The 14647-nt window shown below is 46.5% G+C and carries 17 protein-coding genes and 1 tRNA gene; 3 read left to right on the forward strand and 15 right to left on the reverse strand.

Annotation, left to right across the window (positions count from 1 at the left end; genetic code table 11):
• Positions 1-3: 3 nt before the first annotated feature.
• The 6 genes from TM074_RS02475 to TM074_RS02500 all read right to left on the reverse strand — a co-directional run bounded on the left by TM074_RS02475 (position 4) and on the right by TM074_RS02500 (position 5631).
• Complete coding sequence (locus TM074_RS02475) at positions 4-1386, reverse strand: ABC transporter permease (RefSeq protein ID WP_369000123.1); 1383 nt, start codon at positions 1384-1386, stop codon at positions 4-6.
• Positions 1387-1512: 126 nt separating this feature from the next.
• Positions 1513-2070 (reverse strand): nucleoside monophosphate kinase, encoded by a 558-nt coding sequence (locus tag TM074_RS02480; RefSeq protein WP_369000125.1) that lies wholly within the window; start codon positions 2068-2070, stop codon positions 1513-1515.
• Positions 2033-2605 (reverse strand): class IV adenylate cyclase, encoded by a 573-nt coding sequence (gene cyaB / locus TM074_RS02485; protein ID WP_369000127.1) that lies wholly within the window; start codon positions 2603-2605, stop codon positions 2033-2035. Before cyaB ends, TM074_RS02480 begins: the two co-directional genes overlap by 38 nt.
• Positions 2606-2608: 3 nt before the next feature.
• Entirely contained in the window at positions 2609-3460 is an 852-nt protein-coding gene (locus TM074_RS02490) for a GTP cyclohydrolase II (RefSeq protein WP_369000129.1), read from the reverse strand.
• A gap of 136 nt (positions 3461-3596) precedes the next feature.
• Positions 3597-4982 carry a sensor histidine kinase gene (locus tag TM074_RS02495; RefSeq protein ID WP_369000131.1) on the reverse strand — a complete coding sequence of 462 codons (1386 nt, stop codon included), beginning with the start codon at positions 4980-4982 and terminating at the stop codon, positions 3597-3599.
• On the reverse strand, positions 4969-5631 hold the full coding sequence (locus tag TM074_RS02500) for a response regulator transcription factor (RefSeq protein ID WP_369000133.1): 663 nt from the start codon (positions 5629-5631) through the stop codon (positions 4969-4971). The genes TM074_RS02495 and TM074_RS02500 overlap by 14 nt, the downstream gene beginning before the upstream one ends.
• Positions 5632-5684: 53 nt before the next feature.
• Here TM074_RS02500 and TM074_RS02505 point away from each other — a divergent pair, with 53 nt between their 5' ends.
• Positions 5685-6683, forward strand: coding sequence for an alpha/beta hydrolase (locus tag TM074_RS02505; protein ID WP_369000135.1), 999 nt, complete (start codon positions 5685-5687; stop codon positions 6681-6683).
• A 4-nt stretch (positions 6684-6687) separates the two neighbouring features.
• On the opposite strand, the gene TM074_RS02510 is transcribed toward TM074_RS02505, so the two are convergent.
• From TM074_RS02510 to TM074_RS02525, 4 genes are all read right to left on the reverse strand, one after another.
• Complete coding sequence (locus TM074_RS02510) at positions 6688-7152, reverse strand: HIT family protein (protein WP_369000137.1); 465 nt, start codon at positions 7150-7152, stop codon at positions 6688-6690.
• A gap of 9 nt (positions 7153-7161) precedes the next feature.
• Positions 7162-8484: an FAD-dependent oxidoreductase gene (locus TM074_RS02515; RefSeq protein ID WP_369000139.1), complete on the reverse strand. Its 1323-nt coding sequence runs from the start codon at positions 8482-8484 to the stop codon at positions 7162-7164.
• 123 nt (positions 8485-8607) lie between these two features.
• Complete coding sequence (pheS, locus tag TM074_RS02520) at positions 8608-9651, reverse strand: phenylalanine--tRNA ligase subunit alpha (RefSeq protein WP_369000140.1); 1044 nt, start codon at positions 9649-9651, stop codon at positions 8608-8610.
• A 1-nt stretch (position 9652) separates the two neighbouring features.
• Positions 9653-9889 carry a hypothetical protein gene (locus tag TM074_RS02525; protein WP_369000141.1) on the reverse strand — a complete coding sequence of 79 codons (237 nt, stop codon included), beginning with the start codon at positions 9887-9889 and terminating at the stop codon, positions 9653-9655.
• A gap of 57 nt (positions 9890-9946) precedes the next feature.
• Between TM074_RS02525 and TM074_RS02530 the strand changes: the two genes are divergently transcribed.
• Positions 9947-10882 carry an MIP/aquaporin family protein gene (locus TM074_RS02530; protein ID WP_369000142.1) on the forward strand — a complete coding sequence of 312 codons (936 nt, stop codon included), beginning with the start codon at positions 9947-9949 and terminating at the stop codon, positions 10880-10882.
• Between the two features lie 60 nt (positions 10883-10942).
• Here the strand turns inward: TM074_RS02530 and TM074_RS02535 are convergent, their stop codons facing one another.
• The 3 genes from TM074_RS02535 to TM074_RS02545 are packed head-to-tail and all read right to left on the reverse strand — an operon-like array spanning position 10943 to position 13105.
• Entirely contained in the window at positions 10943-12013 is a 1071-nt protein-coding gene (locus tag TM074_RS02535) for a DNA recombination protein RmuC (protein WP_369000143.1), read from the reverse strand.
• Positions 12014-12031: 18 nt separating this feature from the next.
• A complete protein-coding gene (locus tag TM074_RS02540) occupies positions 12032-12526 on the reverse strand; it encodes a hypothetical protein (RefSeq protein WP_369000144.1) in 495 nt (164 codons plus the stop codon).
• A 45-nt stretch (positions 12527-12571) separates the two neighbouring features.
• Entirely contained in the window at positions 12572-13105 is a 534-nt protein-coding gene (locus TM074_RS02545; RefSeq protein ID WP_369000145.1) for a phosphatase PAP2 family protein, read from the reverse strand.
• A 28-nt stretch (positions 13106-13133) separates the two neighbouring features.
• On the opposite strand from TM074_RS02545, the gene TM074_RS02550 reads away from it, so the two are divergent.
• Positions 13134-13208, forward strand: a tRNA-Gln gene (locus TM074_RS02550).
• Between the two features lie 21 nt (positions 13209-13229).
• On the opposite strand, the gene TM074_RS02555 is transcribed toward TM074_RS02550, so the two are convergent.
• Together TM074_RS02555 and trmD are read right to left on the reverse strand one after the other, a co-directional pair.
• Complete coding sequence (locus TM074_RS02555; protein WP_369000146.1) at positions 13230-13649, reverse strand: hypothetical protein; 420 nt, start codon at positions 13647-13649, stop codon at positions 13230-13232.
• A gap of 176 nt (positions 13650-13825) precedes the next feature.
• A complete protein-coding gene (trmD, locus tag TM074_RS02560; RefSeq protein ID WP_369000147.1) occupies positions 13826-14494 on the reverse strand; it encodes a tRNA (guanosine(37)-N1)-methyltransferase TrmD in 669 nt (222 codons plus the stop codon).
• Between the last annotated feature and the right edge of the window lie 153 nt (positions 14495-14647).

Raw genomic sequence — 14647 nt, forward strand, 5'->3', positions numbered from 1 at the left:
CCCCTAGTCCACTTCGGTTAGTAATTCTTTTGGCGTTGACTGAGTAATTGGTCGAGAGGCCAAGAGCACCGCGATGATAATCACCGCTAGTCCAGCGCCCCACACCGCCAATAGATCCGTCGGTTGCACACCAACCGTCACCTTTTCTAGCGTGCGTGATGACGTCACCGAGTCAGCGTCAGCACCGAGCGACGCACCGTTGAGGGAACTGCCAGCTTGACGCGTGGCATTCTGCGCCGCCTGCGACACCACGTGATCGCCCATTTGTTGCGCAATCAGCCCGGCGGTAAAGTACGACGCACCGAAGCTCAGCACTGCGATCATCACTAGCTCAGCGACATATTGCAGCACAATCTTTGACTGCGGCACGCCCGTCGCCAAGAGTACGCCCGCCTCGCGCTTGCGCTCGTTCATCCACAAGTACAGCACCATGCCGATCACCGCAACGCTGACCAGCGCCGTCGCCCACAACATACCGTCGATCAAGCCGTACACGCCGTTCACCGCACCAGTCACGCCAGCCAGTTCCTGGCTATTCTTATTCAATTGATACTTTTGCCAATTGACCGGCAGTTTATTTGCCCGCGCCATTACCTCATCCAACTGTTTGGTGCCCTTGGTGAAGAACGTCGCGTCCTGGTAAATCTCATTTTGCTCGGTATACGCATTCAACTGGCGAGTTGTCGTGAGATCGGTCAAGAACAAATTCTCAAACAACTCCACCTGATAGGTCGCCTGCTTTGGGTTCTTGCCGTTAAATATACCGACGATTTCCACTTCTACCTCGTCCTTGGATGGATGTTCGTTGTCGGTGTCGTACTGGTTAGCCTTCAGCTTAATTTTGCTGCCAAGCTTGAGGTTATTAGCCTTGGCAAAATCTTCGTGCACCAAAATCTTGCGTGAATCATTCTCGGTGATGTGCCGGCCAGCGATGAGCTTGAGCGACTCGGCCCGGAACTTCTTCTCGGACTCAGATTTATTGACGCCGATGATGGTGGCGGCGTTGCCAAACTGTTTGTCTTTCTCGGCATCATAGCCGCTGCCGCCACTCGGCAGTGGCACTAGTTTGGTATTGATAAAATCGACCGTGGCGTTCTGGCGCTTGACATAATCCGTCACGCCCTCCAGGTTCTTCACTGCGTCGATGTCTTTGTTCGACACCGTCCCCGAGCCGCGGGCCGTTCCCGGATTGGTGCGCGGATTATTGCCCAGCGTGAAGCCGGCCTTGAGTGTTTTGTCGAGCGACTGCGCCGCTGCGTCGGTCGAATGCTTGATGGCAAATCCACTCAGCATAATCGTCGACATACACAGCAAAATCGCCAACAAAATCAGCGTTTTGAGTTTTTTCCTGGTGATATACAACCAGGCACGTTGTACAAATGACATAGATCTCCTTTCTTGGTTCTATGTCAGTGTAGCAGGCGAGTGTGAAGGGAATGTGAAATGGGTAATCTTTAAGGCGTATCAGATATAAAGCACGATCAAAATCATATATTTGAAAAATGATTGATATCAAGAAATTCCCGATGTATCGTAAATGACCTGCTCGACAGCTAAACTACCTACATATCCACTAAAGTCCATATACTGATGATACCGCAATTCAAAAAAATCCCGATTTTCCACGTTTCTCTTAGTACGGACATTATAACGCGCTAATAAAACACTCCTTCTAGCGGTTACTTCCAAAAACATATCAATTGCCGGAAGCCCTTCAGCAGCTAGCCACTCGGACATCATAGTATACTCGTTCGCTTTTCTTGGATAGCCATCAACCAATACCCTCTTGCCGTCGCCAAGCTTTTCTTTGATATCTGGAGCAATGAATTGAAGTCCTAATTCTGGGGGTAGAGGCTTTGCCTGGTCGACAAGACGATCAATCTGCTGCTTTAGTGGATTGTCGTCATTACAATACCGCACAATTTGCCCAAGTGATATATATTCAAACCCCGAAAGCTCGTGTGCAAGCGTTGTTTTGCCAGCACACTGTGGACCATACAAGACTATGTTTTGCGCGCTGCTAGCATCTAGCTCATTTTTTATTGCTGAGATTTCTGATACTCGTATCATAAGGGATCGTCCATAATCTACCGTCAATATTCAGACTTTTCAGGAAATCTTGCATTTGCTGCTGGATATATTTGACGTTAGTACTGTCCTCAGCTAAGATTTCCAATTCGATGAACAAACCTAGCCCAGCAACTTCATCGATACAAATTGTATAATCGTTAGTTTTTGACTCAGTGCGGAGTTTGTCGACAGTGACAATTTCCTGCCAGCCCAACGCGGTGAGCATTTGACGTGCCATATTACCGTCGCCAACCGTGAATTCGTATTCTTCAGAGACCAGTTTCACCTGCCCTTCGACCTTGAGTGTCATTAAGCTGCGGCGCAATTCACCAGTTTCCGGGTCGAGGATGTCGCGCACCCGCATGATTTTTGAGCCAGGAACGATCGGCGCGTCAACCTGCTCAGGTGATAGAAAAACCGTATCGATTTGATGTTTGATTGAGATAGGCACGACAAACTGACTTTCTAGGACCGCGATGAGCTTGTCACGGGTCATATTGTCAGATAATTTGAATTTGGCTTCGATTTCAATCATAGATTACTCCTCTGCTGTAAATTCCATTGTAAAGTTATGTCCGCTTTTCTTCATTTTTGTCTGTAGGTAATTCTTATTGTGGTCATTAACCGTTGAAGGTAGCTTAACTGTTTTTCGAACCTTCACTCCGCTCATTTCTGCGGCCACCACTTTTTCTGGATTATTTGTTATTAGGTCTATTGCATCAATATTATAGTGCCTAAACACATCTCGTAGATAATCATAATTGCGTAAATCGTTTGGAAAATGGTTAATATATTGGGCGTCAAATGTATCAAAACCGTCGATTTGTTGCGAGTTATATATCTTAATCTTCTGTAGAATACCGATACCACGACCCTCTTCTTCTGGATATATTAATATGCCACCCCTTTCATTAATTAAGCGAAGTGCATTTTCGAGCTCTTCTCGACAATCGCAACGCTTGGATGTAAAAATATCACCGGTGTAGCACATTGAATGTGTTCGCACAGTAGCAATCTCCGGTAGCTCTTTAGTCCTTAATCCTAATATACGCTTACCGTCCGTTCGTCTTGAAAAACCAAATAGTATAAAATTACCAAAGTCTGTTGGTAATGGCGTCTCATCATAAAAATCGTAGTAGCGCGTCCAGACAGTCTGATCTTTAGATAATTGCGCAAGCAGCATGTGTATATATCTTTCATTTGAGGAGAGCTCATTAACTGGAAAGAAGAACGATCGTTTACTCAATGGTATATCACTAATACACATACCTGGTTCTGCTATAACCGTATCCGCTTCATCAATAGAGCTAACTATTTTATATAATGGCTCTTTGAGAACTTCTCTCAAATTAGCTACTTCTTTCCTATTTGATAGAATACATATATTCACACAAATCCCCTATATCTAATAAACGTTAACTGTATACGATCAACGATACAATTATAATAGATAATAGATGTGTTGCAGATTTTTATTCTTACGATAAAATCCGGTTGCTTTACGTCTACGTCTTGGGTGAGTAAAACTAACCAAGCCTCACCACAAACCGCATACCCTGCCCGTGCGGACTGAAGTCATAGTCCAGGCCCTTGGCATCGAGCAGTATTTTCACAGTGTAGAGGCCGATGCCGCTACTATCAGCGCGTTGCTTCTTATCGCCGCCGCTCCGATAAAACGGATCGAAGATGTGCTGAAGTTGTTGCTTGGTGAGTGGTTTGCAAGCATTTTCGATAACCAGCTCATTCTGGTTGCAAGTAATTTTTATTACGCTCCCTACGTCGCCGTGGCGCACCGCGTTTGACACTAGATTCGAGATGACGTGGCGCATCATGTCGCGGTTGGCACGAATGGTCGTCGGCTCTGCATTAACCTCGAAAGTCATGCCGCGCATTTTTGCCAGCAACACATAATCATCAACCACTTCAGCAAGTAGCTTATCAATCCTCAGTCGCTTTTCTTGGCGCAGAGCCTGCTCGGCGACACTGCCAGAGCGCAAGACATCATTCACCATCGCCGCCAAGCGGTCAACCTGCGCCACCGATTCCGCCAGGTATTGATCACGATTTTTATACTCACTGATATTTAGTTGCATGTTTTCGAGCATGATCCTGAGGGCCGCCAATGGCGTTTTCAACTCATGCGAGGCCGCGCGAAGGAAGGCGATTTTCTCTTTCTCAAGCTGGGTGATTCGCTTATTCTCATGCTCCAGCGAGCGAATCGTTTGCCACAGACTTTGATAGAGCTCATTAATATTTCGCCCCAGCACACCAATTTCATCACTGCTACTTACCGGGTAGCGCGCGTCCTTTTCCAGCCGCTGCATAGTTGTGGTCACCGCCGCCATCCGGCGAATCGGCCGCGTCACAAAACGGCTATAGAGGCACGAAAACACGAGCGCCACCAACAGCGAGCCGAGCATGGTATATGGCAATACGTGTAAGGTAGCGAGTTTAGCCTGAGTGACGGGTGCTACGTCGGCCAGCAGCTTGACTGTAATCGCTCGCCCCTGCTTATCAGCCACACTGCCCTGCTGCAAAACAACCGAGCGCGGATCGACCGTTTGTCCGTCAGCGATTTTCACCACGCTGGTGTCGACCGATTTGCCGCTATCGGTCACGATATTGATCGACTGAAAACCTTGAAAATACTGGTCGCGCCCGTCGATTGTCAGAGTAATATTGACGTTGTTCATGGCGGCGAACTTTTGGCTGATCCAACTCATCTCCTCGGTAGATTTACCACGTAGCTTGGTCGTCAGTGCCGTGAGATTGTCCGCCGCCTCACGCTCTTTTTGTTGCAGATAAAATTGCGGCATCAAGGTGTAGACCAGCGCATGTACCAGGATGATCAACGCTGCAAACAGGCCGATCGACACTAAGAATGTTTTGGGAAATAATTTAAGCCGCTTCATAGCGATAGCCCACTCCTTTCACCGTGATAATGCAGTCGAGGTGCAATTTCTTGCGCAGGTTTTTGATGTAGACGTCAATCACTCGGTCGAACGGCACCTCGTCATCGCGCCATAACTTATCGATGATAGCCTGCCGGCTCCAGACCATGTTTGGATTATCCACCAGCAGCTTGAGCAGCTGCACTTCCTTGGGCTTGAGATGCGCATAATTGTCATCATAAAATCCCTGATAGGCCGCGAAATCCACCGAGGCTAGGCCGCGGCGCCACAAGGTTTTTTTGACAGACTGCTGACGGCGAAGCAAGGCCCTAATTCGCTTCTCCAAAATCACCAGCGAGAACGGCTTACTCATATAATCATCCGCCAGCTCGTCAAAACTCGCAACTTGCGTCGGCTCATCGTGCAGCGCCGTCAGCATCAGCACCGGCACGTCGCTGCTCTGGCGAATTTGGTGCAGTGTCTCGATGCCGCTCATCCCTGGCAGCATAATGTCGAGGATAATCACATCTGCCTCAGCAAATTTCTCCAGTGCTTCCTCGCCGCTGGTCGCCGTCAGTACCGTAAAGCCGCGCTGGCGGAGAAACTGCTCAGTACCAGTGCGCAGGGCGGGTTCGTCTTCAACGAGGAGAACAGTTGGATCTTGTTGCATATAATTAATTATACCAACTTCACATCTCTACACATAACCAATATAATATCAATATGAACACTCCACGTAAGAATCGGATTATCAAAATTATCGTATGGATAGTTAGTGCAATTATTCTCATCGCAGCATTACTAGCAGCCGCAGCCTTCTTTTGGCCAGCAACAACCAAGCAACTCCAATCATCCAATGCCGAGAGGTTAAGTTATAGCGAGGCCATCACCGCCGCCAATCGCATTGTTAATGAAGATGCTGCCAATACTGAAGTTAGATCAGGTTGCCGATCAATTATTAAAACTCACGGCCAAAAAACCACTAAGGCTGTTCTAATGATTCATGGTGTAAGCGCCTGTCCGCAGCAATTCGCAGAGCTGGGCGACACCTTCTTCAAAGCCGGATATAATGTCTACATCCCCCGCGTTCCCAGCCACGGCCTCACCGACAATAAACGACACGGAGAAATTACCATTCCAGCAATGGCTCAATTTATGAATTCCAGCACCAGCATTATTAGTGGTTTAGGCGAAGAAACAGGAGTTATTGGACTATCTGGTGGCGCCAACATGGCAACTTGGATTGCTCAATATAATAGTGCCAACATATCGCGCGCACTATTATTATCACCTTTTTATCAACCTTCAGCATCAGAAATGCCCGCCTGGCAATCTCCACTTCTTAGAAATCTTTACGGGCGCGACATTCTTCCTGATTCATTTAGTGCAGGCAGTAATTTATCATACCGCGCGCTCGGTAAATACATGATAATCGCCAAAAATTACAAATCTGATTTTAAAGCGCCAGGATTAAAACACATTGGCGTCATAACCAGCGAAAATGACACTGTAATTGATATGCGTCTGGCAAACAATATACCGAAACAAATAGCCACCGCCTCTAATGCAAAATTTCAATCTTATTCCATACCAGCTTCATTTGGCATTGGACACGATATCGTAGCCTTAAGTCAAGATGAGATCAAAAAACACGTGAATAAACTATACCCATTCTACTTGGAAATATACGAAGGAAAAGACGTAAAATTAGAATCAAATTAGCAATTTACTTTTTATCCTGCGCTGCCAAAATCCGCTCCTGAATTTCATCCAGCTGAGCATCGTCCATTTTTGGACCATCAACCGTAGTTATCCAACCTGGATATTCCGCGTAAAATGCTTGCTCATGCGACACTGCCGAACCAATTCCCTTGGCTAAATCACCATGCAATGGCATTAACTTGGCATGCACATGCGCCACGCCCGTACCCTCAAAAACCAACGCTACTCGCGGCGTATCGAAGGCTTTTTCTAAAATATTAGCAACCTTTTTCACCGCCAGCATCATCTCAGTATACAATTTATCATCCAAAGAAAATACGTAATCGGCTGGATTATGTTTCGGTATCACCACGGTAAAGCCTGGCGTGTTCGGAAACGGCGTCAGAAATGCCAAAAACTTCTCGTCTTCCCAAACTTTCCAAGATTTCATGTTGCCTGACACGATATCGTCAAAAATTGTATGATTCATATTCCTCCTTTACGCAAATAAATCGTTCAATGCCTCACTCACCGTTGGATGAGTGAATATTTGGTCACGCAGTACAGTATACGGCAGGTCATTATCCATTACAGTTTTGATAATATTAATGACTTCTGGTGAGTTACGGCACAATAAACTAGCACCCAAAATTTGTCCAGTGTTTGCATCAATCACCGCACGCAGCAAGCCTATTGTAGCATTATCAACATGCAGGCGTGGAACCGCCATAGCAGGCAGCTCTTTTACGATAATTTCGCGCCCCGTCGCACGCGCCTCAGCCTCTGTCATACCCACCCGACCTAGCGGCGTTTGCATAAAGACCGCGTACGGCAAAGTTTTTTGTTTGGCGCGAGTGTACAGACCATCACCCAGCAACTGGCTTCTCACAATCCGAAAATCATCCAGCGACGCATATGTAAATTGTGGCCCGCCCGTTACATCGCCCATTGCCCAAATATGCGACCGACTAGTGCGAAGTGTTTCATCAACCACAATTGCCCCGCGCTCATCCGTCGCTACACCAGCAGCTGGTAAATTCAAGCTCATCGTTGCCGGGCGACGGCCCGTAGCCATCAAAACCGCATCATAACCAGCGTAATCATCATGATTTCCTGTGCGAATCGTCGCAGTAGACTCACCCTCAATCGCTGTCACATCCACGCTAAACACAATCTCGATACCCTGCACCTGCAATGCTTCAGTAGTAGCCCGAGCAATTGCTGGATCTTCACGTGCAAGCAGAGCATCACCCCTCTCAAATACTGTTACTTTTGTACCAAGTTTGGTATAAGTTGAGGCAAATTCTAGCCCAATATAACCGCCACCAATGATAGCTAGCTGTTTTGGCTGCGTCATTTTATCCAGCAATTCAGTACTGGTATATACAAACGGCTTATCAACACCTGGAATATCTGGGATAATTGATTCCGAACCGGTGTTAATAAAAATCTGCGGTGCACTCACTACTAGCTCGTCGTCACCCGCCATAACCTTCACAGTACGATCATCTACGAACGATGCCTCACCCTCAATGACACTCACCGTTTCACGATCCGCCAGCATGTGATAGTTCTTCTCATTCAACCGCGCTACCACTGTTGTCTTATGTGCCATCGCCTCATCAAAACTTTGATGATGTTCGGCTGCATTGACTAACACCTTAGTAGGAATACAAGCAATATTAATACAGGTGCCGCCATACATCTTTGGTGACCGCTCCACCAGCGCTACCTTTTTGCCCGCATTTGCCAGCGCTACCGCCAATGTCTTGCCAGCTTTGCCAAAACCAATAATAAGTGCGTCAAATTGTTGTGTATCCATTTACCTCCTCCTATCTTTTTTAGTGATCTCTCTCGCTGCAACAATTTCTCTATCGGCACACAGAACTGATTCTTTTATCACAAGTTTTTGAGATACTACTATTATCGTGTGCGCAATAGCTCCTTAAAACTGCTCCAAAAAATCCAACTTGCCGCTCTCAAAATGCCGCACGTCCTCGATGCCGTATTTCATCATCACCAGCCGGTCAATGCCGCAGCCAAAGGCAAAACCGGTGTATTCATTCGGATCAATGTCGGCAGCTTTCAACACATTCGGATGAATCATACCGCAGCCCAAGAGTTCGATCCAGCCTTCGCCCGAACAAACCTTACAATCCGGATTTTTTCCTTCACAGAACGGACAGCTCAATGCAAATTCAAAGCTCGGTTCGGTGAACGGGAAATAAAATGGGTTGACGCGCACATCCAATTTCTTGCCGTAATATTCCTGCAGAAACTCCTGCAAGGTGGCGATCAGATTGCCGACGTTAACCCCCTTGGCGACATACACGCCCTCGACTTGATAGAACGTGTGCTCATGCCGCGCGTCCAAATCTTCGTTGCGAAACACCCGGTCGGACACGATGGCGGCGATCGCCTCGCCCTTCGCTAAATTATCATGATATTTTTTCAACACGCGGTTTTGCATGGTCGAGGTGTGTGCCGGCGCAATCAAACGGTCGCCATTAATATCAGTTTCCTCGGTCATGAACGTATCATAATCATCACGCGCCGGGTGACCCTTCGGGAAGTTCAGACTCTCGAACATATGAAATTGATCGTCAATTTCACGCGACTCTTCCGTCACGAAGCCCATGCGGTTGAAAATGTCAGAAATGCGGTCAATTTCTCGCATCAATGGGTGAATCGTGCCACGCTCACTTGGCAGTAATTCAGGGCGCGGAGCATTGACATCCATCGGCGCTGTCACGTCAATTGGCGGCAATTCAACTTTTGATAATTCAGCTTCGCGAGCCGTGATCGCCCGCTCCAGTTCCTGCTTCAACTCATTAACCTTTTTACCAAACGCCCCGCGTTCTTCGCTTGGCAACGTCGCAATGACACCATACAGTTCCCGTAGCTCTGCACTCCGCAACACACTGCGCGGCTCGTCCGCCTCACCTACTCGTGATAATAGCACTGATCGAACTTTATCTAGCTTTTCCATATCATCGTCCTTGCATTAAAAACATACCGACAACCACCGCCGCCATAATAACAATCACAATCCAAGCCGGCGCCAAAGTCGTCGTCTGCTTCGTATTCTCCAAATATCTCACATCTTCTACACCGTCAAGACTAGCCTTTTCCTGAAGACCCGACGCCTTCGCCTTTTCACGTAGTTCCGCCGCGATTCGCTCCTGCAACTCACTGCGCTGATCGTTCTGATTTACAAATAATCCCATAACTACAGTATAGCAAATTATGCTATAATAGTCGTGATACTACTTTAAGGAGGGAATATGGCTACGAAGAAAACTTCAAAGAAAGCCCCGGTTAAAGCTACGGCAAAGAAAGCTGCCGCTAAAACCGAAACCAAAACGACCGTCAAGCGTGTCGTTACTGAATCTGTTGCGCCCAAAAGTCAGCGCGCCAAATTAGATTCTAAATTACCAAGCAACTTAATCAACATCGTCATTGCAGAAATCGTCGGTACGTTCATTTTGACGCTAGCCGCCCTATTCGCATCAGACATCCTATCATCAATGTACGTTGGCTTTGCACTCATGCTCATCGTCACTGCTATTGGTGGTATTTCTGGCGCGCACGTCAACCCAGCCGTTACTTTCGGTTTGTGGTCAATGCGCAAGCTAAAAACCATTTTGGTACCATTTTACTGGGGTGCCCAGTTCCTTGGTGCAATGGCGGCTATTGTACTGATTGGATCATTGACAAATGGCGGCTTTGCGCTTAGCTTTGATCAATTTACCGCATTTTCATGGAATATCTTTGCCATAGAATTAATTGGTACTGCAGTATTCGTATTTGGCATTGCTGCAGTTCTCCAGCGCAAGGAAATCAAAGCAGCTGGTCAAGCTTTTGGTATTGGTCTGGCCTTAATGATTGGCCTAGTTGTATCTGGATCACTATACTCGTACGTTAAAGGTGCTGCTATCGCAAAAATCCAGAAAGAGCAAAACGCCGCTCAATCTGAAAAAGGTGGTCGCACCTACCCACGCGAAATTTATGTTTCAGGAGCTACTTTGAACCCAGCAGTCGCTCTAGCAAGCACAGAAAAAACCGACTCTCAACTACGCAGTAGTGGAGTATTGCCAGCTGAAGGTGAAAAAAGCTACTCTCGCTTTAGCCTAGAGGTTATTGCAGCTACACTAATCGGCGCAGCACTGGGAGGCAACTTGTTCTTACTGGTAAATTATCGCAATAAAGACGAAGAGTAAGTCACCCTAAATCCGAAAAATCCTCCGCTTCAAACGGGGGATTTTTATATTAGATAGCATTTAGTCTTCCTGTGTTGGTCGATCGATTAGTTCTGGCTGCGTTTGATGATCACCACCAGCGATCCGCACCACATCTTTATCAATCTTGCCCAGCTCCTTGTACGAATTATTATAATGCCCGACAGTCGTGCTAAGGCTCTTGCCCATCTTAGTCATCAGCTCGTCAAACTTTTTAATATGCACGCCCAGCTGACCGACACGCACCTGAATGTCCTTGGCTTGCTCTTCAATTTGTAGACTCCTCAGACCCTGCAGCACCGTCTGTAAATACGCCAAAAAGCTAGTCGGACTGACGATGATCACCCGCTTGTCACGAAAGGCGTATTCGATCAAATCGCGGCTCGAACCGCCCGCACCAACATTGTTGATGAGTAGATCATAATACAGCGATTCGCTCGGGATGAACATAAAGGCAAAATCCATGGTATGCTCGCGCGGCCGAATGTACTTGCTGGTTTCGTCGATGCGCCCCTTTAGGTCAGCCTTCACCCTGTTTAGCCACAGCTCACGTTCAGCTTTGGTCTCGGCGTTGATCATCCGGTTGTAATTTTCCAAGCTAAACTTACTGTCCACTGGCAAAATCTGCCCCTTATCTAGAAAAATAACTGCATCAACAGTCTCGCCATCCTTGAAGCGGTATTGCATCTGAAACTGCTTGGCTGGCAGCACGTTATCCAGCACACTTTCCAGATAAAACTCACCGAACACGCCGCGCTGCTTTGGGTTTTGCAGGACGTTCTGCAGGGTTTTTAGGTCAGTCGCCACGTCAACCACCCGCTTGTTCGTCTCATCCAACTTCGCCAGTCGCTGTGTCACGTCCGCCACCAACTTGGCACTTTCTGACAACTGCTTTTGCACCGAGGTTTGCACCTGAGCGTTGCTGCGTTCTAATTTGTTGCTGACTGATTCATTCAATTTAGCGATGGTCCGTCCCAACTCCACCACGTCAGTTTTAATGAGCTCAACTGATGACTGTTGCTTCAGCTCGCTTAACTTTGACTGCAACACAAACAGCGTCGCACCCAGCCCCATAACGATAATAACTAAGAGAATAATGATAATGGCTTCCATACTCTTAGTGTACAGGGATTACAGAGACAAGACAACTCGTGCCAAAATTGCAAACAACGTCACGAAAAGTATCGCTGCCCAATTGCCACGAATCCGATTCAGCCAAATCAATGACAGATACACCAGCACTGTTGCCAGAACAACCCAAGTCAACGACAGAACCCAAGGACCATTTGCCCATAACGTAACTCCCCATAAGGATACGGTTGCTGCGAGAACCACCAGAAGTGGTCGCTTTATGCCAAATACCACCAGTAGCGGCACTAGCATCACCCCAACTAGAATCAAAGGTATGTATGATGAAATACTCGTACTATTTGCGCAAATAGAAATATTATCTGCATTCGAGCAAAATACTGGCGTAATCATAAACCTGTCAAAAGCAAGCGCTAGCAGCCAGATAGCCACACCACTCACAATCAGAGCCATCAGAATTCTTAGAAAACTCATCTTTGAAAATGAATATGTATATTCCGAAGTTTCTTCCCGAAAAATAGCCGACAACAATTTCATAAATAAATTGTAACGTAAACTTGTCAATATTACAAATGTATATGCTTAAATATCCGACTTTTCTGCGTGCTTCATCGGTACATACCAGACGATACCCACGCAGGCAATCAACAATCCGCCAATAACGTCAAGTGGCGTATGCACCAAAGCAATCACCCGCCCCACACATACCAGAATTGTCATCGCCAGACAAATAACCGCCAGTCGCCGGTCCTTAGCGCCAAACCACACCGCCAGCGTAATTGCCATTGTAAATAACGCATGATCAGACGGAAATCCTGGATTATTCAAAAACGACGCTCCTGCTGCCACCCCCAATACCTCAAATGGTCGCATCTGATCTGGCTGATAAATCACTCCGATAATTTTTGCTACTACGTACGCCGTTAGTCCTGCCATCAACACCCGAGCGTAAACCTGATATTTTTTATCATTCGGCACCAATTTTAGTAACGCATATATGCCAATCAGTGCAATTGGCACGACCAATCCATCAGCGATCAATTTAACAATCCATTGCAAGTCCATACCATCAGTATATCGCGTTGGCGAGTACTCGTAAACGCTTGCGGAAATCATTTTTCTATAGTACAATTATTTTTGCCGTTGGGATGTTGCCAAGTGGTAAGGCAGCGGGTTCTGGTCCCGCCATTCGGGGGTTCGAATCCCTCCATCCCAGCCAAATTTGAAACTTAGCAGCCAGTCATTTGGCTGTTTTTTTCGTAGGTATGTTCGCAATAATTAGCAGCAACCACATAATCGCCAGCATCAACACTCCGACTAGCCCGCTCACGTCTTTCAATGTTGCACCAAATATCACCGCCGCATACCCATTCACAAACGCCAAAAAACTAATTACCGTCATAATCCCCAAACTCAAAAAACCAGCCGTCCTACTCATCAGGCTAATTCTTTTTGACATATTCATATTAATTAAAAATGGCAACGACACAAGTTCTGCGATTACTAGTAATATTGCAATCGGAAGACTTAAAGATGACGAAATCCCCGCAGAAGTAAGGACTGCAGAAAACTTCTCAAACGTAAATAATTGACATAATAATAGCACCATTATTAATAGTCCTGTAATCAATTTAACAATTTTATTCACTTTTCTAGACATAATTTCAGTATAGCCTGCGTTCCAAAAAAGCTCAAGCTTGTTGTAATTTTTACGAAAACGCTTGCTCTTTTTAATAAAACATCATACAGTTAAGTTAGCGAACGTTACAAAAATAAACACCACAAAATCGTATCTTTCGCTCTACGACATCCACCACAACTTAAAATACCCCATCTCTATGGGGTATTTTTCTTTGTCAATATTTTCGACTGCTCATCGCGCCACTCGGCAATTTTTCCGTGATGGCCACTTAACAGCACCTCAGGTACTCGCAGTCCCTTAAATTCCTCAGGCCGAGTATACTGCGGAAATTCCAGAGTCTTGCCATCAGAAAAACTCTCAATTTCCGCCGACTTTTCACCGCCCAGCACTCCAGGAATCAACCTGACAATAGAATCGATCATCATCATTGCCGCCAACTCTCCGCCAGTCAGCACAAAATCGCCAATACTCCACTGCTCGTCAACCAACTCCAAAATTCGCTCATCTACACCCTCATATCGCCCACAAATAAATATTACACCTCTATCATCGTTCGCCTCTTGCTGGGCTTTAGTCTGCTTCCAGCGTTGGCCACGCGGACTCATCAGTACCACCTTCGCCGTTTCATCCTGAGATTTTGCAAATTCCACCGCTTTCCATAACGGCTCGACCATAAGAAGCATCCCGTTGCCGCCGCCATAAGGAGTATCATCCACCTGACGCCGCGGCCCCAAACCAAACTCCCGCAGATTCACCGTCGTAAGCTCCACAATTTCGTCTTTTTGCGCCTTCCACATCATGGAATTATTAAAAACTCCCGTCATCATTTCCGGAAAAAGCGTAATAACTTGAAATTTTCTCATCTGTTACAGTGTAGCAAGTGTTGACGTGATTGTCCAGGTATGGTATATATATATCAGCTTTTACTCAACCGAGTAGAAGTAGCCCTTGCAACGGAAGGAACAAAATGTACTCCGAAAAGCCCTCTCGCAGTGACATCGAGCAAGCGCTGAATT

Source organism: Candidatus Nanosynbacter sp. TM7-074 (assembly GCF_041006295.1).
Lineage (GTDB): Bacteria > Patescibacteriota > Saccharimonadia > Saccharimonadales > Saccharimonadaceae > Nanosynbacter.